Origin of the sequence: uncultured Amphritea sp. (genome assembly GCF_937127095.1) — a bacterium.
Classification (GTDB): Bacteria; Pseudomonadota; Gammaproteobacteria; order Pseudomonadales; family Balneatricaceae; genus Amphritea.
Map to the genome: position 1 here is coordinate 126,448 of NZ_CAKZLP010000008.1, position 22,101 is coordinate 148,548.

10 protein-coding genes and 1 pseudogene are annotated in these 22,101 nt (G+C 45.4%); 9 read left to right on the forward strand and 2 right to left on the reverse strand.

Annotated elements, in window-relative coordinates; all coding sequences use genetic code 11:
• The first annotated feature begins 17 nt into the window (after positions 1-17).
• Genes wecC through Q0499_RS01760 form a run of 3 tightly spaced genes read left to right on the forward strand, consistent with a single transcriptional unit; the run spans position 18 to position 9,732 of the window.
• A complete protein-coding gene (wecC, locus tag Q0499_RS01750) occupies positions 18-1,301 on the forward strand; it encodes a UDP-N-acetyl-D-mannosamine dehydrogenase (protein ID WP_299195352.1) in 1,284 nt (427 codons plus the stop codon).
• Positions 1,302-1,331: 30 nt separating this feature from the next.
• Positions 1,332-5,900: a glycosyltransferase gene (locus Q0499_RS01755; protein WP_299195353.1), complete on the forward strand. Its 4,569-nt coding sequence runs from the start codon at positions 1,332-1,334 to the stop codon at positions 5,898-5,900.
• 37 nt (positions 5,901-5,937) lie between these two features.
• The gene (locus tag Q0499_RS01760) at positions 5,938-9,732 is read left to right on the forward strand and encodes a DUF6270 domain-containing protein (protein ID WP_299195355.1); all 3,795 of its coding nucleotides are present in this window, start codon (positions 5,938-5,940) and stop codon (positions 9,730-9,732) included.
• Positions 9,733-9,967: 235 nt separating this feature from the next.
• Here the strand turns inward: Q0499_RS01760 and Q0499_RS01765 are convergent.
• Positions 9,968-11,172, reverse strand: a pseudogene (locus Q0499_RS01765) (IS256 family transposase).
• Positions 11,173-11,378: 206 nt separating this feature from the next.
• Positions 11,379-12,776, reverse strand: a complete 1,398-nt coding sequence (gene pabB / locus Q0499_RS01770; protein ID WP_299195357.1) for an aminodeoxychorismate synthase component I — start codon at positions 12,774-12,776, stop codon at positions 11,379-11,381.
• A 355-nt stretch (positions 12,777-13,131) separates the two neighbouring features.
• Between pabB and Q0499_RS01775 the strand changes: the two genes are divergently transcribed.
• The 6 genes from Q0499_RS01775 to prpF all read left to right on the forward strand — a co-directional run bounded on the left by Q0499_RS01775 (position 13,132) and on the right by prpF (position 21,324).
• Positions 13,132-13,995 (forward strand): alpha/beta hydrolase, encoded by an 864-nt coding sequence (locus Q0499_RS01775; RefSeq protein ID WP_299195359.1) that lies wholly within the window; start codon positions 13,132-13,134, stop codon positions 13,993-13,995.
• Positions 13,996-14,188: 193 nt separating this feature from the next.
• Positions 14,189-14,893 carry a GntR family transcriptional regulator gene (locus Q0499_RS01780; RefSeq protein ID WP_299195361.1) on the forward strand — a complete coding sequence of 235 codons (705 nt, stop codon included), beginning with the start codon at positions 14,189-14,191 and terminating at the stop codon, positions 14,891-14,893.
• Positions 14,894-14,896: 3 nt separating this feature from the next.
• A complete protein-coding gene (prpB, locus tag Q0499_RS01785) occupies positions 14,897-15,787 on the forward strand; it encodes a methylisocitrate lyase (RefSeq protein ID WP_299195363.1) in 891 nt (296 codons plus the stop codon).
• A 172-nt stretch (positions 15,788-15,959) separates the two neighbouring features.
• Complete coding sequence (prpC, locus tag Q0499_RS01790) at positions 15,960-17,090, forward strand: 2-methylcitrate synthase (protein ID WP_299195365.1); 1,131 nt, start codon at positions 15,960-15,962, stop codon at positions 17,088-17,090.
• Between the two features lie 227 nt (positions 17,091-17,317).
• Positions 17,318-19,927: a Fe/S-dependent 2-methylisocitrate dehydratase AcnD gene (gene acnD / locus Q0499_RS01795; protein WP_299195367.1), complete on the forward strand. Its 2,610-nt coding sequence runs from the start codon at positions 17,318-17,320 to the stop codon at positions 19,925-19,927.
• A 215-nt stretch (positions 19,928-20,142) separates the two neighbouring features.
• Positions 20,143-21,324, forward strand: a complete 1,182-nt coding sequence (prpF, locus tag Q0499_RS01800) for a 2-methylaconitate cis-trans isomerase PrpF (protein WP_299195369.1) — start codon at positions 20,143-20,145, stop codon at positions 21,322-21,324.
• Positions 21,325-22,101: the final 777 nt, after the last annotated feature.

Sequence of the window (22,101 nt, forward strand, 5' to 3'; positions counted from 1 at the left end):
AGAAGGATTGCTTTATTATGCCATTCAATACAATTTCAGTAGTTGGTTTAGGTTATATCGGTTTGCCAACTGCCGCAGTTTTTGCATCTCGTAAGGTTAAAGTTATTGGTGTGGATGTTAATCAACATGCTGTAGACACAATCAATAAGGGCGAAATTCATATTGTTGAGCCTGAGCTCGATATTGTAGTTCAGGCTGCAGTTAATCAAGGTTATTTAACCGCAACAACGAAGCCGGAACCTGCAGATGCTTTTATGATTGCGGTACCAACACCGTTCATTAATGATAAAGAAAATGACAGTCATCAGGCAGATCTGTCCTATATTAAAGCAGCGAGTCAAACGATAGCTGCGGTGCTCAAAAAGGGTGATTTGGTTGTTTTGGAGTCAACAAGCCCTGTAGGCGCTACAGAGAAAATGTCGGGTTGGTTAGCTGAAGCCAGACCGGATTTAACATTTCCTCAAACACATGGTGAAGCCTCTGATGTTCGGGTCGCTCATTGCCCAGAACGTGTTTTACCGGGACACGTTATCCGTGAGTTAGTAGAGAATGACCGTGTCATTGGGGGCATGACACCAAAGTGCTCACAGCGTGCGGTAGAGCTTTATAAAATTATCGTTCAGGGCGAGTGTATCGTAACGAATGCACGTACAGCAGAGATGGCTAAGTTAACTGAAAACAGCTTTCGGGACGTGAATATAGCTTTTGCTAATGAACTCTCAACTATTTGTCATAAGCTGGACATTAATGTCTGGGAACTGATCAGGCTGGCTAACCGTCACCCGCGAGTAAATATTCTCCAGCCAGGTGCAGGTGTTGGTGGGCACTGTATCGCAGTAGATCCGTGGTTTATTGTTGATTCTTGCCCTGAAGAAGCTCGTCTAATTAAAATGGCTCGAATCGTTAACGACGAAAAACCTGAATGGGTTTTGGCTCGTGTAAAAGAGCAGCTGGATTTTATTCATCAACAAAACCCGGATAAAACACGCAGTAATATTACCGTAGCATGTTTAGGTGTTGCCTTTAAACCTGATATTGATGATCTGCGTGAAAGTCCGGCAATTGGGATTACTAAAAAAATAATTGAGCTTGGTTGTAATGTTCAGGTGGTTGAGCCGAATATTGAGTTGTTACCGGCTCAGCTTGACGGTGACAGCGTGAAACTGGTGAGCCTGGATGAAGCATTGGTGCAGGCTGATATAGTTTGTGTACTCGTTAAACATACCCCATTCAACGAGAGTGTAAATCTAATTAGGAACGCATCCAGAATAATTGATGCCGTTGGCTTGTTAAATATTTAAAACGTGTTAATCGATAGGTAAATAAACGATATGGATGTACTGCTGCAAAAAGCTCGGTTATTGGCAGAGAAAAACCTTCCTGTAATTCACCATCCAATTGAACAACGCATAGCCTATGTTGTCAGTCACGGGCAAAGTTACGCCAGTAATGGTTATGCTATTAGAACACAAGGCATTGCGAAAGCGTTGAATCAGCAAGGTTTTGAGGTGTTATGTTTTGTTCGACCTGGGCGTCCTTGGGAATTAGGTGTTGATAAAAGCAGCATTCAACCGGAAATGCATGTTGATGGTGTAAGGTATATTCATAGTCGTTGGGTAAAGGATCAGCGTCCAGTAAATGAAGTTTCTCATTTAGAAGCTAGTGTCGAACGCTTTTTAGAATTGTTTCGTATTTATAGACCTGCTGTAGTATTAGCTGCATCGAATCATGAAGTTGCTCTACCAGCATTGATTGCAGCAAAACAATTAGGATTGCCTTTTTCATATGAAGTCAGAGGCTTCTGGGAGATATCGAGGGCTTCACGTCAGGTCGGATGGGGAGAAAGTTCTCAATTTAAGGAACATCACGATCGTGAAAGTTATGTAATAAGAAATGCTGTTCGTATTTACACGCTTAACCAATATATGAAGAGTGAATTGTTAAAACGAGGGGCAGCAGAAGAAAATATTCGCATTATACCTAATAGTGTGTCAGAAATTCCGGCTGATGGTAAAAAAATGAACCAGAAGCTACGTAATTTTTTTGGGATATCTAAGGAAACTTACGTATTGGGTTACGTCGGTGCGATAACTGAGTATGAAGGGTTAGATGATGTCATAAAAGCATTAGCGAAAATTAGAAATCACGATATACATCTGTTTATAGTAGGTGGTTATAGTCCTGCAAATAATATAGAGGGTAGCCCAAAAGAGCCTATTGTAGAAAACTTAATTCAGCTTGCCAAGATATTAAATGTCGAAGAAAGGGTTACTTTTACAGGTCGTGTGAGACCAGAACAACTATCTGATTATTATGCAGCTGTAGACTGTTTGGTGATAGCTCGTAAAGCATTGCCCGTTTGTGAGTTAGTTAGTCCGATAAAACCTCTTGAATATGTAATACATCGAAAACCTGTTATAGCGTCGAACGTTGCTCCATTAGTTGAATTCTTCAAGCAAGGGGAGTTAGGTTGGTTGTATCAAAAAGGAGATATCGATTCTTTAGCCAACACTATTATTGAGGTTAAAAATTCAACATCTGAGTTGATACAAGCTAGACTTTCTAAGGCTATAGAGCTTGTCGCTACAAGATACAAATGGGAAACGAGCCTACAGCCTTTGTTCAATGATTTGAAATCAAGTTATGGGGCGGATAAAGAAGTTAAAGTACGGAAGCCTAAAATCGCCTGTATTATGGATGATTTTACGTACCTGTCTTATAGCCCAGAGGGTGTTTTTCAACAATTAACGCCTGAATGTTGGAAGCAAGAGTTAGAAGTATTTAGGCCTGAATTCCTTTTTATCGAGTCGGCGTGGCGGGGAAAAGATGAGCTTTGGGGAAGTAAGGTAGGCCATAAAAGCCAAGAAGTGCAAGGTATTATTCAGTGGTGTAACAAGCATAATATACCTACTATTTTTTGGAATAAAGAAGATCCTGTTCACTTCGAGACTTTTTTGAATACAGCAAAAATGTTTGATTATGTGTTCACAACGGATATGGACTGTATACATCGCTATAAGGCCGCGTTGGGGCATAATAATGTATATTTCTTGCCGTTTGCTTGCCAACCACGACTAACTAATCCGATTGAAATTTACAAACGAAAAAATGCGTTTTGCTTTGCTGGTGCTTATTATACAAAGTACCCTCAGCGAACAAAAGATTTAGAAACATTCGTTGACGTGTTTCCTAAATTTAGACCTTTAGAAATCTATGACCGTAACTATGGTAAAAATGATTCTAACTATCAATTTCCTGAAATTTATCAACCTTATATTGTAGGTACTTTGCCATTCAGTGAGATAGATAGAGCCTACAAGGGCTATCGTTACGCAATTAACTTGAATTCAATCAAGCAGTCACAAACTATGTTTGCGCGTAGGGTTTATGAGTTACTAGGTTCTAACACTATTACAATCAGTAACTTTTCGCAGGGTGTTAGATTAATGTTCGGCGATCTTGTTGTTACCTCGGATAATGGTGCTGCAATTATCAGTCGTCTTGAGATGCTTGAAGCGGAACCTGATCAAGCTGATAAGTTGAGGTTGACTGGCTTACGTAAAGTATTGCAGGAACATACTTATCAGGACAGGCTCGATTATATTCTGACTAAAGTAACGAACCGTATACATGAACATTTATTGCCAGTAATAACGGTCATTAGCTTGGTAAGTGATCAGAAAAAGCTCGACAACGTATTAAATAGCTTTATATCACAAAAATATGTGAGAAAATCATTATTAATTGTGACGTGTGATAATATTACACCGACTCAGGTATTAGTTGCAGCTAAAGAGTACGGTATAACTGAGTTGTTATCCTGTGAACAATTATCTGATATAAGCAATATAACATTAAATACATTGATTAAAGATAAAAGTTGGTTGGCAGCATTTAGTACAGAAGATTACTATGGGCCTCATTATTTACTTGATATGGCATTAGCGACACGCTACACAGATGCAAGTGTTATTGGTAAAGGTGGATACTTTCAGAAAGAGAGTGGGAATCTGGTAAAAGTTAACACTGATAGTGTATATAAGCCTGATGTCCCTTTGAACGTTAGAGCCTCCATCATATCCCCAGATCGACAATGCGTACCTGTTGGCGCTTGGTTAGAAAGTATTGACTCTCAAGCCTATATAGGTGTGAGCCTGCAAGCAGTTGATATATTTAACTACTGCTATAACGGTTTAACAAGTGGCGTGAGTGTAAGCTATCCGTTTGAAAGATTAAAATACCAAGTGAATGATGCGCATTTTGATCAGGGTATCCCGTTGTCTGATTTAATAATGACGGCGGAAGGGATAATGCCAATAGGTACTCCAGAAGAGGCTATTCCATCACTCTCGCCGGAACAATTGAGTCTGCTTTTCTCAACAGGCTCGTCTACTACTTCGCTTGCCCTTACCGATGAAGGACTAGAGGTGATTTCTTCACTTGAAGAAGGTAAGCATGAGTATATCTATGTCCGCACTGGCGGAGACCTAAATGTTCAAGAATTAATGCAAGGGCAGCAAAACTCAGAGGTTATGCCTCTGCATCTGGAAATGTCACCAGGTCTTAATCTCAGTTTGGTCGTCATTTTCTTTGATATTAACGGAACCCGCATAAATCATTCAATTTTACAGGCCAATAAAAATTGTGATGTTCAACTTCCTGAAGACGCCGTAAGCGTAAGGTTTGGGCTTCGTATTTATCAAGGTGGGTCGGGGACTATTAAAAAATTAATGCTTGGCAAACGCGACTTGTCACCCGCTAAGGTATTAGGGCGTTCAGGCGTGCTTTTATTAACTAATCATTATCCCAGTGATGATGATCTTTACCGAAATGGTTTTGTTCATAGCCGTGTAAAAGCCTATCAAGAACACAACGTCGCTGTTGATGTGTTTAGATTACGTAAAGATCAACCGATAAGTTGGCATGAATTTCAAAATGTGAATGTTATTACTGGATCTAATGTAGCGTTACGTAGGATGTTAGATTCAGGCCAGTATAGTCATGTACTAGTCCACTTTTTAGATCAGAATATGTGGAGTATTCTGGGTGATTTTGTTGATGTAATCAAAGTGACCGTATGGATTCATGGTGCAGAAATACAACCTTGGTGGAGACGTGAGTATAACTATCAATCCAAAAATGAATTGGACGCTGCGAAGGTACAAAGCGATGTGCGATTAAGTTTTTGGAAATCCTTGTTAGCACCTATCCATAAAAATTTAAAACTGATATTTGTTTCACAGTATTTTTCAGAAGAAGTAATGGAAGATCTTGGGTTTAGACTGCCATCTATACAATATGATGTCATCCACAATCCTGTAGATACTGATTTATTTACATATATTGAAAAAGATACTTCTCAGCGTAAGAAAATATTATCTATACGCCCATATGCGTCTCGAAAATATGCTAATGACCTGAGTGTAGCTGCTGTGCTAGAGTTATCTAAAGAAAATTTCTTTAATGAACTTGAGTTTTGTTTTATTGGTGATGGGGTGCTTTTTGACGAAACATTAGAGCCATTGAGAAAATTTGGTAATGTTAAAATCAAAAAAGGTTTTCTATCCCAAATTGAAATAGCACGTATACATAAAGATTATGGTGTTTTTCTCTGCCCTACGAGAATGGATGCACAAGGAGTGTCCAAAGATGAAGCTATGTCATCTGGATTAGTGGTCGTTACCAATGGAGTTACAGCAATACCTGAATTTGTTGACGATACTTGTGGTGTGCTTGCGCCCGGTGAAGATGCAATTGCTATGGCACAAGGGATTTCTGAAATGTATAAAGATGAGAATGTATTTAATGAAAAGTCTTCTCAGGCGGCTAAACGTGCACGAAAACAAGTTTCTAAGTTGATGATTATTAGAAAAGAAATGAAAATTTTCAGTATGTGTTAGTAGTATATAGTAATGGAATTTTCTGGTTTGAAATGTAATGAATGGGATTAATATATTAATATTCGGTAGCTGTGTATCAAGGGATATTATTTCTCATATGCAGGTTGGTGAGGTGAAATTAAATCTTGTTGACTACTATGCAAGAAGTTCCCTAGCTTCTTTAAATAGTCAATGGGGATGTGAGCTGCCAGTGTGTTTGAATAGTATTCAATCACCTTTTCAAAGACGTATGATAGAGCGTGATATAACTAAGTCATTTTTTAAAGATTTGGATGATTTGGATTTCGATATTTTGCTCATTGATTTGATAGATGAACGATTCAATTTATGGGTAGGTAGTCAAGATAACATTGTGACTTTATCTGGAGAGTTAATGCAGTGTGGTTTTTTATATCAGAATAAAGGCGAAATTGTTATTTCCGGTACTGAAGAACACTGGGAATTATGGGAAAATGGTTGGAGTGTATTCGTTAAAGTGCTTCAGGATCATGGATGTGTCAAAAAGCTGAGATTAAATAAGGTTTTTTGGAGTAAGAAAACTGAAAGCGGTGTGTGTTTTTCGGGTAACTATACGGAAAAAAAAATAGATCAGTCTAACCTTTTATTAAGGCGTATGTACGAGCGAATTGAAGAGGATATTCCAGAGGATCAAATTCTATGCTTTCCTAAGTACTGTCAGACTTCAGCTGACACACATAAGTGGGGAATTAGCCCCTTTCATTATGTAGATGACTACTATTCTGTTGCACAATGTAAAATAGTTGAAAGTAACTCCGAAAGAAAAATCACAAATAAAAACTTGATTGTTGGGAGTGATATTATGTACCCAGTAGATGCATATGATGTATCTACATGGAAGGCTCGATTATATCAATATGGGAGTGCGTATGATGCAGTGACTGATGGCCTGGATTGTGATGGTATTCATCAGATATTACTTGAAAAGGAACTCGCTTTAGATTTATATCTTCAGGGTATAGAATTATTGAAAGGTGACATCAAAGATCCAGTGATATTAGTAGGCTTAAGTGGTGCGGTATCTGGGCGTAATGGAAAAAAAGCTCCATTTTTTTCAGGCTTGGGCATAGCTGAAAGCTTATCTATGCCAATTGTTTCTGTTTCAGATCCTACTTTAGCGCTAGATTCAGAACTTCCCTTATCATGGTATGCTGGTAATGAAATTACACCTGATCTTCCTCTTCGTATTGCCAATGTGCTTGATAGAATAGCCCACAAATATTCTGCACGGTTAGTCGTTTTCGGTGGTTCGGGAGGCGGCTATGCAGGATTGATGTTGGCAACAATGATGAGTTGCCGTGCAACTGTTTGTGTATGGAATCCCCAGACCTCTATTTCTGACTATGTACCCGTGTTTGTAGCAAAATACCTAACAGCTGCATTTCCTAGTATGAAAATGCAAGTTGATGCAGTGCTAAAGGATCCTATTAGTACGCAAAATGAGAAATTTAAACAGTTGCTTGAAGACTCTGGGGTTTTGCATGATGTTCGGGGCTTAAATTTGCAACCACAAATTGACCTTGTTTATTTACAAAATCAATCTGATTGGCATGTTGCTAAACATACTCTCCCTTTCCTTAGTAAAAAAGCATGGACTCGTATCGGTGAGGCCGCTTTCAAAGATAAAGAGAGCGATCAAATAGGTTTATTTTTCGGTGACTGGGGAGAGGGTCATGCTGCTCCAGATAAAGTGACTATTGAGAACCTTTTAAACTTAATCATAAATCAGTTGTCAAAAGATGAAATTTTATTGTCTTTAGATAACGGCCTATCAGAAGACGGTCTCCCGGTCTCTCGTTTTGATTGGTGCGTTGTCAATGCTGATTTAAACCTGCAGGTTTCTGCTTGGATCGAGGTCGATAAGGTATATGCATGTACTACTGTGGATATTGATTCACAAGATTCCCTTGGATTGAAGTATGCTTTCTATTTGCTGGTCAATGGTCAGAGAGAGGAAATTCGTTGGTATGATGCTTGCTGTGAAGTGATATTCGAAATACCAAGTGTCGAAGGTAAGTTTGAAATATTGGCGTTTGTGCGAGATGTTTTTGGCGGGCAAACAAGTTTACGTGTTTTAGTAGAAAATTTTTTTTCACCAGCAGAAATTTACCAAAAGTATACAAATAGACCGATGCTAGGGGAAACTAGTTTAGTCTTTGATGAGTTTGTTTTTTTATTAGTCGAAAACTTAAAAAATTTAACAGAAATACGACAAGACTGGAGGAGCTTTAATGAGCATCGAGGGTTAGATGATGTTCTTTCAGGGGAGGTGATTCTTGCAACAGGTTGTGAAGTTCCAGTTGATAAAGAATTTAAAATAAATTGGGAGCTGGATTTTGAAAATAACACTCACTCAAATATCCTTTGGTTGTACTCTTTAGAATTTGTTGGCTCATTGCTATCAGGTTATGATAGTACTCGTGATGAGCGGTTTGTTACGGCTGCTATTGGTATTGTCCGGGGGTTTTTGGATTTTTTAGAAGATTCTGAAGTAAACGAATCTTTGATTATGAGCCTTCGGAATAGTTCGTCGAGTAAAGATCATGCTGTAGTAGTTCGTACAAATGTTTTAATGAAATTACTTAGTGTTTTGCTGGGAAAAGTCAGTGATTTTGTTTTAATAAGACGTATTGCCGCTTTATTATACTCACAATGTCTTTTTTTATTAGATGATTCGAATTATGCTCTGACTAATCATGGAGTCATGGCTGATTTGGCTCTTGCACAACTCGGTGCAGCACTTGGCGGTAATGATACTCTTCAAGGTGATTTTATTGTTAATAAGTCAAAAAGCCGACTGATAACTGCTATTAATCGAACTTTTGATAAAGATGGTTTCGCTAATGAGAACACTGTAGGTTATCATAGGTTTAATATGTTTCTTTTTAGAGATGCTATCTTTTGGTTTCAAAAATGGAAAATAGATGGGGATCTGTCCTCTATAGCTAGTCCTATTATTGAAAGAGCTAATACTGCACTCAAATATTTGGTTTGGCCGGATGGATCAATACCGCCAATAGGTGATTCTCCTGTTTATAAAAGTGCGGCTAACTCAATCAATAAATCACGTTTGTTCAAAGAAAGTCATATAGCTGTCATTAAGAGCGATGACTTGTATGTATCTATAATTTGCGGGCGCAGAGGAGATGGACATAAGCAAGTAGATGATACTAGTATTACTATTCGCTATTTTAATAATGATATCGTGATAGATGGCGGCAGCTATAAATATGATAGTAAGGACCAGTATCGGCAATGTATTCAATCTAGCTTCGGTCACTCTGGTATTTTTTTGACGGATCTTGATGGGATGACACCACAACAATATTTACAACTAAAACCTGAAGCTAAGATTGTTAGTTTTGTTGAAAATAAATTTGGTGTAGATGTTGTCACTGAAATTAAGTTCTCAAAATGGGGTGCAACATTGCAGCGAAAAGTTAGAGTGATTTGGCCTAATAAAATTATTATAAGTGATCTGGTTGATATTGCAGAAAACTTCTCACCTAAAACTGCACGGCAATCTTGGTTATTAGGTCGAAAAATGGTTCCGGTAGACTGTAATGATGTTGTTAGTAATCGATTGTTTAAATCAAATGATGGCGTCGTAACTGCAAAATTTTGTTTTTTAGATCAGGGTGGCCTAGAAAGTGATGAGGAGTATGAGGGTGAAATTGATTCTAATATCCGTGGTTGGTGTTCAGAAATATTTGGAGAGATTCTGCCTACTAGGGAGTATTCTAGATACCAGACAGGAATGGTCATGAAATTTCATGTAGAGATTTTTTTGGAACATTCCCTTGATATAACATAGTGACTTCTATTAACTCGTGAGAGTTTACATCTTATATAATGTAGCCATGATTACAGATGCATGCAAGCTCAGCACAGAGCAACAAGAACTTTTACGGCAGCAAGCCATTAAACTACTAGGGAATGTCATGGAGTCCCCTCCCTTAGCGAAAATGTGTAAAAGTTGTAGATGAAATGATTATAACAAGCAAAGCAAGGGAGACTGTTCAAAATTCTGTGTCAGCTAAATTTTAATCTTACAAGTCCATGTGCTCATCTAACCGGCCACTAAAATGAATCGCCAGCTGTGACAGCGTCAGATCCAGTTTTGCACTGGGTGAGTCCAGCGCTCTGACACATTCAAAATACCGGCATACAGCAGCTTGAGCAAGCTGTTTTCGTTGGCAAAACCGCCTTTGGTTTTTGTCAGTTTGCGAAACTGTCGATGCACTGCCTCCACGGCGTTAGTGGTGTAAATGGCTTTGCGCACGTAATCAGGGTATTTAAAATAGGCTGTCAATGTCGGCCATTTGGTACGCCAGGATTTGATCACCATCGGGTACTTTTCAACCCATTTGACCTCCAGTTCGTCCATGGCGCTTTCTGCCGCGTTGAGGGTGGCAGCCTTATACACACACTTTAAATCGTCCATGAAGGCTTTCTGGTTCTTGCTGGCGATATACTTGATTGAGTTGCGGATCTGATGGATCACACAGTGCTGTATCTCTGTTTCCGGAAAGATAGTTTCAATGGCTTCGGGGAAGCCTTTTAACCCATCGATACAGCAGATCAGGATGTCTTTAATCCCTCGGTTATTTAGGTCAGTCAGTACGCTGAGCCAATGATGTGCACACTCTGTATCTGATACATACAGACCCAACAGTTCTTTTTTACCTTCGATGTTCACATCGAGAATAGTGTAAATCGCCTTACTGACGTAACGGCCGTTATCTTTGATTTTGTAGTGAATGGCATCGAGCCAGACGATGGGATAGATGGCATCTAAATCGCGTTCTCGCCAGGCTTTCAACTCGGATAACAGCTTATCCGTTACCGCATTGAGCGTGCCATTGGAGAGGCTCATACCGTACAGCTCTTCGATATGTCCACGAATGTCCTGATAACTGTTACCCAGAGCATATAAACCCAGAACTTTACGCTCCAGCTCATCTGTTAGCTGAGTTTGGTGCTTTTTGACGATCTGAGGCTCGAAGGTGCCAGAACGATCTCGTGGCGTATCAAGTTCAAAACTACCTGCCGGGCTTTTCATGGTTTTTTTGCTTGAGCCATTTTTCCGATTGGGTTTTTCGTCCTTGGACAAATGGTCTTCAAGCTCAGCCTGCATAGCGGCTTCGGTGAGTTGCTTGATTAGAGGGGTTAGAATGCCGTCTTTGCCAGTGAGATCTTTTCCTTCACGCAGGGCTTGCAGAGCGGTTTCCATATCGAATGTTGGTTTGGTCATATGTCATCTCTTTTGGGGCTATTTTAAAGAAATGACACAGAATTCTGAACACTACCGCGACAATGATTTATATGCTCGCTGGGCCTGACAGGGAACAGGGGAGAGATTTATTTCTTGCCCCTGAACCCCTTTAGTCCACCGTACCAACGCTTTTTCTAGCAAGCGACGCAGTCGCGTCTAACCACTAGCAAGTCACGCAGTGACGTCTAGCTACTGCTCTTCCCAATAGTCTCCTCCAACGGCCACAGCAGGTTGTTCACCTTATCGTAAGTTTCCTGATATTCATTCGCCGTTACCGAATCTGCGACGATGCCGCCGCCGGCCCAGCAGTGGATTTTGTCGTTCTGGCAGATCAGGGTGCGGATGGTGATGCTGGTGTCCAGCTGGCCGGAGAAGCTCAGGTAGCCGATGGAGCCGCAGTAGATGGAGCGGCGGTGGGGCTCTAGTTCTTCAATGATCTCCATGGCGCGGATCTTCGGGGCGCCGGTGATGGAGCCGCCGGGGAAACTGTGCTCCAGCAGACTCAGTGGGTTTTGGTCGCTGGAGAGTTTGCCAGTGATGGTGCTGACCAGATGATGGACATTGGCGTAAGACTCTACGGCGAATAGTTTTGGCACTCTGACGCTACCAAGTTCGCAGGCTTTGCTGATATCGTTGCGCATCAGGTCGACGATCATCAGGTTTTCTGAACGGTCCTTCTCACTGTCATGCAGTGCCAGTTTGAGTTGAGCATCTTCGGCCGGGTTGGCACCTCGTGGCAGGGTGCCTTTTATCGGTTTAGTGGTGACGCGGCCATCGCAGACTTCAAGAAACTGTTCCGGTGAGTGGGATAAAATCGCCCCGGCTTCGGTTTCTATAAAGGCAGAATAGGGGGTAGGAGCATGTTCGCGCAGTTGTTTATAGGCACTCCAGGGGTCTCCCTGACACTCAGCCGTAAACCGCTGTGCAAAGTTAACCTGATAGCAGTCACCGCCCTGGATGTAGTCGCTGATACGATTGAGTGAGTGGTGATATTCCGCCTCAGTCACATTGCTTGTAAATTGTGTCTTCAGGGTGAACGGGCCATTCTCTTTCACCGGGGATGATTGCAGTAGTTGCAGATAACGTTCCGCATCAGTTTGATCAACCAGCGGTGAGGTCACCAGCACCGTTTGTTGTTGCTGGTGATCGACGATTACCGCCCAGCCATAGATGCCTACCTGCATATCCGGAAGGTCGATATCTTTTTCTGTCTGTTCCGGCAGGGTTTCCAGGCATCGGCCCAGATCGTAAGCAAAATAGCCTAGCAAGCCGCCGCAGAATGGTAGCGCTTTAATCTCTGCCTGTTCGGGGGCTGGGCACTGCCGTTGATACGGTTCAAACACCTGCTGCAGATGTTTGAATGGGTTGCCGTTTAACTGTTCTTTACCGTTGTGACGGCTAATCTGGGTAACATTGTCGCTGTAGCTGAGTTTAACCAGCGGTTTGGCGGCGATGATATCGTAGCGTCCGTAACGGCCAGCAGGTTTACCGCTGTCGAGATATACCGGGGCTGGAAGGTGCCGGATGCGTTCGAAATAGAGGGTGCTGTTTGCCAGATATGGGAGTGGGAAAAGTCTGTACACCCGATAACCCTTAATGCTTGCAGTCAGCCGTTAATGAAAATAACCGTTAGCGGATGACTGGCCGTTATAGATTGCTCGTCACGCTGATAAAACACGCTGCGTGAACAGCGGAATAACAGCCTGGCGAAAAAAGGAATTGTAGCGAGCCATTAGCGGTAAAGCGAGGTTGATCTGTGTTATTTACCGCTTTCTCCGGGACAGGAGGGGAATTCTGAGTCACAACAGGATAATATCCGGTTTCATGTGTAACTGTTTTTAGTAACCGCTTTTTAGTTGCTGCTTTTTAGTCGAGGCTTTTTAGTAGTCGCTTTTTAGTAGTTCTTAGTTATAGCTCATAGTCATCAGAAGTGTCGTCATGATTAAACACCCTTATAAGATTAGTCAGCATCAGCTCAACCTTCCCGACCAGCAGGTGAGTTATCAGTTGTATAAGAAAGCCTGTGAGGGGTCGCCCCGTCGTATCGTGATGTTGCACGGCGCTGGAGTGGCGGGTGAGGATACCTGGGCGGCGATTGCGATGCTGGTACAGCAGTGGGATGAGATTCTGATTCCCGATCAGCGGGGCACCGGCAATACCCGTTACCCTGACGGCGAGGAATATTCGTTTACGGTGAATGAGCTGGTTAATGATATTGGCGCACTGGTGGACCATCTCGGCTGGTGGCAGTTCGATCTGGCAGGCTACTCAATGGGGGGAATGGTCTCACTGCTCTATAAGCAGCGTTATCATGAGCGGGTGCAGAAACAGTATCTGATGGAAGCGGCGGTTCTGGACCGGCCCAGCTGGGAGTCTACGGTGAACCTGCGACTACAGTTTAGTGAAGCGGCCGAGCATCTTAAAGGGGATCAGGCAGAAATAGGCATTAAAGCGTTTCTGGATACGATCTCACCCAACCGCAAAGTAGCGCCGCAGGCCGAGTTGTTGACAATCCAGCGTCTTGGCGCTCGTCCATTGGGGTTTGCCAACGCTCTTAATTGTGTCACTCAGGCGATAAATACCATCGACCGGGAAGCGCTGGTGGCGGCTCAGGGGGATGTTTCCAGTTTTATTGGCGGCCACAGTGTTGATCTGATGCACCAGTATCAGCGGGATCTGGCTGAACGCCTGCCTAACTGGCACTACTTTATGGTGCCGGGCACTGATCATTCGCTGCCATTTCAAAAACCGCGTCAGATCGCCCGTATTATGGATGCTGAACTGCTGCGTTTCCTCGCTTGATCCGTCCCTCTGAGCTAGACTTCAAGCCTCGTTATGCGGGGCTTTTTTATACCGGTCTTTTAAGTCAGTATATACCCCTATACTTTTGTAGTATGTCGACAGTTTTTGTCTTTAGTATGGTTGACGAGGCAGTTACTGGTCTGTATTGTTAACCAAATAACAAGATTGTCGACAATCCATCAAGAAGGTTGTAATGGCAGAAATCATAGAGTTAACCGAAAGTTCAGCAGAAGTGCGCACCCTGGCAGATCGTGTCAGCGGACAGCTGATTACCGCGATTGTTCGTGGTGATATCCCCCCGGGTCAGAAGATCAGTGAGCCGGAACTGGCACGCACATACGGCATTAGCCGTGGGCCTCTGCGTGAAGCGATTCGTCAGCTTGAAGGGCTGCGATTGGTGGTACGGATTCCCCATGTCGGTGCACGGGTGGTGTCTCTGACACCGGAAGAGCTGGTTGAGATCTATCGCATCCGCGAAGCCCTTGAAGGGATGGCCTGTCGACTCGCTGCTGAAAATATGTCAACAGCTGAGATCAACAGTCTGCGGGAACTGCTCTATCAGCATGAAAGAAATATTCAGGAAATTGACGGCCGGGCCTATTTTCAGAAAGAGGGCGACCTGGATTTCCACTACCGGATAGTTCAATCCAGCAAAAATACTAAGCTGTTTGAACTGCTCGGTGGAGAGCTTTATCACCTGGTGCGCATGTACCGCTATCAGTTCAGCGTTTCAAAATCACGTCCACAGCGCGCCCTGAAGGAACACCATCGCATCCTTGATGCGATTGAAGAGAGGGATGGTGAGCTGGCGGAACTGCTGATGCGTCGGCATATTGGCCGGGCACGCCGCAATATTGAAGAACGTCTGAACCCAACGAACAAAGAAGAGAGGGAATAACCTATGAGCAAACTGACCGCTGGCGGACGTTTCCGCAAAGTATTAGCAGAAACACATCCACTACAGATCGTGGGTACGGTAAATGCGTATCACGCCATGATGGCAGAGCGTGTTGGCCATCGGGCTGTTTATCTGTCAGGTGGTGGTATTGCAAACGCATCTTACGGTCTGCCTGATCTGGGTATGACCTCTATGAACGATGTTCTGGAAGATGTTCGTCGGGTATCCAGTGCTGTTGAAACACCTCTGATTGTCGATATCGATACCGGTTGGGGTGGTGCATTCAATATTGCCCGTACTATAAAAGAAACGATTAAAGCGGGTGCAGCCGGGTGTCATATCGAAGACCAGGTGGCTCAGAAGCGCTGTGGTCACCGTCCGAATAAAGAGATCGTTTCTGTTAGCGAGATGGTTGATCGGGTTAAGGCTGCTGTTGATGCCAAGACCGATGATGATTTCTTCCTGATTGCCCGTACCGATGCGTTCCAGATGGATGGATTGAATGCTGCGGTTGACCGTGCTCAGGCATGTCTGGAAGCCGGTGCTGACGCTATCTTCGCTGAAGCAGTGCACACGCTGGATGATTATCAGGCGTTTGCTGATGGCATTAACGGTGCTCATCTGCTGGCTAACATCACTGAGTTTGGTGCGACTCCGCTGTTCAACACCCGTGAACTGGCTGATAACGGCGTTACCATGGTGCTGTACCCACTGTCAGCATTCCGCGCAGCAAACCTGGCAGCCCTGAACGTGTTTGAAGCGATTCTGCGTGATGGTGATCAGAAAGCCGTTGTCGACACCATGCAGACCCGTATGGATCTGTACGACTTCCTTAACTACCACGATTTTGAGCAGAAGCTGGACGCGCTGTTCAAAGAAGGTAAGAACAAGTAATTAACGCTATGGCGCGGGGAAAGAGGTTATCAAACGTTGCTCTTTCCTGCGCTTATAACGCTTTAAATTTATACGTTGTATCGATGCAGCGGATAGATTCTTAATAAGTCAGAGCAAAAATACTGTAACGGGTGAATACTTTTCAGGCTCGAAAGCAGAGAGGAGAGATAGGATGGCTGAAGCTAAGAAATTAAGCGGTGCGGGTCTGCGTGGGCAGTCCGCCGGTGACACAGCACTGTGTACAGTAGGACAGACCGGTGCTGGTCTTACTTACCGTGGCTACGATATCAAAGAACTGGCCGACAAAGCTCAGTTCGAAGAGGTGGCATACTTGCTGCTGTATGGCAAGCTGCCCAACCAGGGTGAACTGGATGCTTATAAAGCGCGTCTGAAATGTATGCGTGCGCTGCCTGAAGCTCTCAAAACTGTTCTGGAACAGATTCCTGCTGATGCTCATCCAATGGATGTGATGCGTACCGGCTGTTCAATGCTGGGTAACCTGGAAACTGAGCAGAGCTTTGCTGAGCAGCATGATCATATTGATCGTATGCTGGCGGTGTTCCCGGGCATGATCAACTACTGGTACAACTTCAGCCACAACGGTAAACGTATCGATGTTGAAACCGATGCTGACTCTATCGGTGAACAGTTCCTCTGGACCCTGCATGACAAGAAACCAGAGCCACTGCATGTTGATGTAATGCATGCGTCTCTGATTCTCTATGCCGAGCACGAGTTTAACGCGTCAACCTTTACCGCTCGTGTGTGTGCTTCTACTTTGTCTGATATCCATAGCTGTGTAACCGCGGCTATCGGTTCATTGCGCGGCCCACTGCATGGCGGTGCTAACGAAGCGGCGATGGCGATGATTCAGGACTGGCGCTCTCCGGATGAAGCCGAAGCTGAAATCATGGCGATGCTGGCCCGTAAAGATAAGATCATGGGCTTTGGTCACGCGATCTACCGTGATTCTGACCCGCGTAATGCGATTATCAAAGAGTGGTCTGAAAAGCTGTCGAAGCAGGTTGGCGATGAGTACCTCTATGCGGTTTCCGAGCGTGTCGAAGCGGTTATGTGGCGCGAGAAAAAGCTCTTCTGTAATGCTGATTTCTTCCATGCCTCTGCCTACAACTTCATGGGCATTCCGACTGAACTGTTTACGCCGATCTTTGTGTGCTCCCGGGCAGCAGGCTGGACTGCACACGTGATGGAGCAGCGTGCCAATAACCGCATCATCCGTCCGTCTGCTGATTATACCGGTCCGGACAGTGCTGAGTGGGTTGATATTGCTGATCGTGCATAAAAGGAGACTATCGAACCTGACGCTGATCTATTACGAACAATCCGGACTCGGCCATTTTTTATGCTCTTTCTCGTTAAATAGCGGGCTATTCGCCTCGAAAGAGCATGAAAACTGACTCAAGCCGGGCTTTTTCTCATAACGATCGATCAGGTTCGAGAGCCTCCAGATAATTTGGTGGGGTTTTTTATCCTTGCTCCGAATTCAATAATGACTAATACAGGTGTTATATGAACACTGAATACCGTAAATCCTTAGCAGGCACCGGCCTGGATTACTTCGACACCCGCGCGGCGGTCGAAGCGATTAAACCCGGTGCTTATGCAACTTTGCCGTACACCTCCCGTGTGCTGGCTGAGCAGCTGGTGCGTCGTTGCGAGCCAGAAGCACTGACTGATTCTCTGAAGCAGTTGATTGAACGTAAGCAGGACCTGGATTTTCCCTGGTACCCTGCACGGGTGGTTTGCCATGATATCCTCGGTCAGACCGCACTGGTTGACCTGGCAGGTCTGCGTGATGCGATTGCTGATCAGGGCGGTGACCCTGCAAAAGTTAACCCGGTTGTGCCAACCCAGCTGATTGTTGACCACTCGCTGGCAGTGGAAGCACCAGGGTTTGATCCGGATGCTTTCCAGAAAAACCGTGATATTGAAGACCGTCGTAACGATGACCGTTTCCACTTTATCGAGTGGTGTAAGACTGCGTTTGATAACGTTGACGTGATCCCTGCCGGTAACGGCATCATGCACCAGATCAACCTAGAGAAGATGTCTCCGGTGATCCAGGCGCGCGATGGGGTTGCCTTCCCGGATACCTGTGTGGGTACTGACAGCCACACGCCACACGTCGATGCACTGGGTGTTATCGCTATCGGTGTGGGTGGTTTGGAAGCTGAAACCGTAATGCTGGGCCGTCCTTCTATGATGCGTCTGCCGGACATTATCGGCGTTAAGCTGATTGGTAAGCGTCATCCGGGCATCACCGCGACCGATATGGTGCTGGCGATTACTGAGTTTCTGCGCAATCAGAAAGTCGTGTCTGCCTACCTGGAATTCTTTGGTGAGGGCGCTAAAGCACTGACCATCGGTGACCGTGCCACGATCTCTAACATGACACCTGAGTTCGGTGCCTCTGCCGGTATGTTCTATATCGACGAACAGACCATCGACTACCTGAAGCTGACCGGCCGTGAACCCGAGCAGGTTGCGTTAGTAGAACAGTACGCTAAAGAGACCGGCCTCTGGGCGGATGATCTGGTTGACGCTCAGTATGAGCGGGTACTGGAGTTTGATCTGTCTACCGTTGTACGCAACATGGCAGGTCCGTCTAACCCACATCGCCGTCTGCCAACCTCGGCGCTGAACGAGCGTGGTATTTCCAGTGATGCGATGCTGGCCGCTGCTAAGGTAGAAGAGGCCGATGGTCTGATGCCGGATGGCGCAGTGATTATCGCTGCGATCACCAGCTGTACTAACACCTCTAACCCGCGCAACGTGGTTGCTGCAGGTCTGGTGGCGAAGAAAGCCAATGAACTGGGGCTGATTCGTAAGCCCTGGGTTAAAACCTCTTTTGCACCGGGTTCTAAGGTGGCTAAGTTGTACCTGGAAGAAGCCGGTTTGCTGTCTGAGATGGAAAAACTGGGCTTCGGTATTGTGGGCTACGCCTGTACGACCTGTAACGGTATGAGTGGCGCGCTGGACCCTGTGATTCAGCAAGAGATCATCGACCGTGATCTTTATGCCACGGCTGTGCTGTCCGGAAACCGTAACTTTGATGGCCGGATTCATCCGTACGCCAAGCAGGCATTCCTGGCTTCACCACCGCTGGTGGTAGCTTATGCCATTGCCGGTACTATCCGTTTTGACATCGAAAAAGATATCCTCGGTACCGACAAAGATGGCAATCAGGTCACTCTGAAAGATATCTGGCCGAGTGATGAAGAGATCGATGCGATCGTCTCCAGCTGTGTAAAACCTGAGCAGTTTAACCAGGTTTACATCCCGATGTTTGATCTGGGTGATGTCGCTAAATCAGCAAGCCCGCTGTATGACTGGCGTCCACAGACCACCTATATCCGTCGTCCGCCGTACTGGGAAGGCGCACTGGCCGGTGAGCGTACCATGAAGGGCATGGTGCCTCTGGCGGTGCTGGGTGACAACATCACCACTGACCACCTGTCGCCTTCAAACGCGATTCAGGCGTCCAGTGCGGCCGGTGAATACTGTGCCAAGATGGGTCTGCCGGAAGAGGACTTTAACTCTTACGCAACTCACCGGGGTGACCATCTGACCGCTCAACGGGCGACCTTTGCTAACCCTAAACTGCTCAACGAGATGTGCCGTGATGCAAACGGTGACGTGAAGCAGGGGTCTCTGGCGCGTATTGAGCCGGAAGGTCAGGAAAGCCGTATGTGGGAAGCGATTGAAACCTACATGGAGCGTAAGCAACCGCTGATCATCATCGCCGGTGCAGATTATGGTCAGGGGTCTTCCCGTGACTGGGCGGCCAAAGGTGTACGTCTGGCGGGTGTTGAAACCATCGTGGCGGAAGGCTTCGAACGTATCCACCGTACCAACCTGGTCGGCATGGGTGTGTTACCACTGGAGTTTAAAGCCGGTGATAACCGCAACACCTATGGCATTGACGGCACAGAAACCTACGATGTGGTCGGCGAGATCAGCCCGCGTTGTGATCTGACTGTAGTAATGACCCGCCGTAATGGCGAGGTGGTTGAGATTCCGGTGACCTGTCGTCTGGATACCGCTGAAGAGGTTCACGTGTACGGTGCAGGTGGTGTACTGCAGCGCTTCGCGCAGGACTTCCTGGAAGCCAATACATAAAAGATTGATAGCGCAGAGCCGGACATAACAGCTGTCTGGCTCTGCATTTATTCTGATAAGAGCTTAATGGTAATATTTGTTACTACCAGAAGGGTCGTCTTGTAGTATTTTAATGAAAATTCTTAACAAGATTCTTTATATTGATGATCTTGTTAAGGTTTTTCTGAACATAAGTGTCATTGTTTTATGATGCTAAAGAAACAGGAATATAAAAAATGGCATTTGTCCCACAGGTAAAAATTCCCGCCACCTACATCCGTGGCGGCACCAGTAAAGGTGTTTTCTTCCGTCGTCAGGATCTGCCTGAAGCGGCTCAGCAGCCGGGTGAAGCCCGCGATAATATCTTGTTGCGGGTGATCGGTAGCCCTGATCCCTATGGTCAGCAGATCGATGGTATGGGTGGGGCAACCTCCAGTACCAGCAAGACAGTTATTCTGGATAAGAGCAGCGAGCCGGATCACGATGTCGATTATCTGTTTGGTCAGGTGGCGATCAACAAAGCTTTTGTCGACTGGTCGGGTAACTGTGGAAATCTGACTGCAGCGGTGGGTGCGTTTGCTATCAGCAATGGGCTGGTCGACGCTGAGCGGATTCCTGAAAATGGTATCTGTACAGTGCGGATCTGGCAGAAAAACATCAGCAAAACCATCATCGCCCATGTACCGATGACTAACGGTGAGGTCCAGGAAACCGGTGACTTTGAGCTGGATGGTGTGACATTCCCGGCAGCTGAGGTGGTGATCGAGTTTATGGACCCGGCCGATGGCGAAGGCTCAATGTTCCCGACCGGTAATCTGGTGGATGATCTTGAGGTTCCGGGAATCGGTACTTTCAAAGCCACTATGATCAATGCCGGTATTCCAACCATCTTCCTCAACGCTGCGGATATAGGTTATACCGGTACCGAGCTGCAGAAAGATATTAATTCTGATGCTGCCGCACTGGAGCGTTTTGAAACGATTCGTGCCTATGGTGCGGTGAAGATGGGCCTGATCAGTGATATCTCTGAAGCGGTTGCCCGTCAGCATACGCCTAAAGTGGCCTTTGTTGCGCCAGCGACTGACTATGTATCGTCTAGTGGCAAGCAGATCTCAGCGGCTGATATCGATGTCTGTGTCCGTGCTCTGTCGATGGGTAAACTGCATCACGCGATGATGGGCACTGCATCTGTGGCTATCGCGACTGCCGCTGCGGTACAGGGTTCTCTGGTGAACCTGGCTGCGGGTGGTGTTGAGCGCGATGCGGTTGTCTTCGGTCATCCGTCCGGCACTCTGCGCGTGGGTGCGGCCGCATCGAAGCAAGCGAACGGAGACTGGACTGCAACCAAAGCAGTGATGAGCCGAAGCGCACGGGTGCTGATGGAAGGATTCGTCCGCATTCCCGGCGATAGCTTCTAAGCACTAAACAATTTCTCATCCTGCAGAGAGATTAACCGCAGGGTGTTACCGATGTCGAAGTGGCAGTCAGACGTTCAGGCCTCCCTATCAAGGACTGTGCGTTTCACTTCACGCTTAGGCCCTGCACGCAAGTGCAGGGCCTTTTTTTATAATGCCGACACTCGATACTGTTGCCACATGAGCTTTTACCACAGAGCGCACAGAGGGCACCGAGAAGGGCTATTGAGCAGCTATCCTGTGTCTGTTTTGTAGTGTGGGAGGCGCGCCCTCGCGGCGATAGTCCGTACCAGTGAACAGGTTTATCGCTGCAAGATGGAGACTCCACGAAGCAACCTATAATGACCTTTTACCACAGAGCTGACAGAGGGCACCGAGAAGGGCTATTGAACAGCTATCCTCTGCCTCGGTAGTGTGTCTGTTTTGTAGTGTGGGAGGCGCGCCCTCGCGGCGATAGTCCGTGTAAGTGAACAGGTTTTTCGCTGCAAGATGGAGACTCCACGAAACAACCTATAGTGACCTTTTACCGCAGAGCTTACAGAGGACACCGAGAAGAGTTATTAATCTGCTTTTCTCTGTGTTCTCTGTGTACTCTGTGGTGAATCTATTTTGTCTAAAGGAAATTTAAGGCGGATAATTTCAGAGACAAATCAGTTTAACTGAAAGGAGAGGGATGATGGATAAACAGCATGAGAAACTCAACTACGTCGAATTTGGTTCGACTGACCTTGACGCTTCAAAGCAGTTTTTTACCCAGGTGTTTGGCTGGTGTTTTACCGA

Bases quoted from the DNA above. Each gene is read 5' to 3' on its own strand.
- Q0499_RS01775 (WP_299195359.1), top strand. From the start codon at position 13,132: ATGATTAAACACCCTTATAAGATTAGTCAGCATCAGCTCAACCTTCCC.
- wecC (WP_299195352.1), top strand. From the start codon at position 18: ATGCCATTCAATACAATTTCAGTAGTTGGTTTAGGTTATATCGGTTTG.
- prpF (WP_299195369.1), top strand. From the start codon at position 20,143: ATGGCATTTGTCCCACAGGTAAAAATTCCCGCCACCTACATCCGTGGC.
- Q0499_RS01780 (WP_299195361.1), top strand. From the start codon at position 14,189: ATGGCAGAAATCATAGAGTTAACCGAAAGTTCAGCAGAAGTGCGCACC.
- Q0499_RS01755 (WP_299195353.1), top strand. From the start codon at position 1,332: ATGGATGTACTGCTGCAAAAAGCTCGGTTATTGGCAGAGAAAAACCTT.
- prpB (WP_299195363.1), top strand. From the start codon at position 14,897: ATGAGCAAACTGACCGCTGGCGGACGTTTCCGCAAAGTATTAGCAGAA.
- Q0499_RS01760 (WP_299195355.1), top strand. From the start codon at position 5,938: ATGAATGGGATTAATATATTAATATTCGGTAGCTGTGTATCAAGGGAT.
- acnD (WP_299195367.1), top strand. From the start codon at position 17,318: ATGAACACTGAATACCGTAAATCCTTAGCAGGCACCGGCCTGGATTAC.
- prpC (WP_299195365.1), top strand. From the start codon at position 15,960: ATGGCTGAAGCTAAGAAATTAAGCGGTGCGGGTCTGCGTGGGCAGTCC.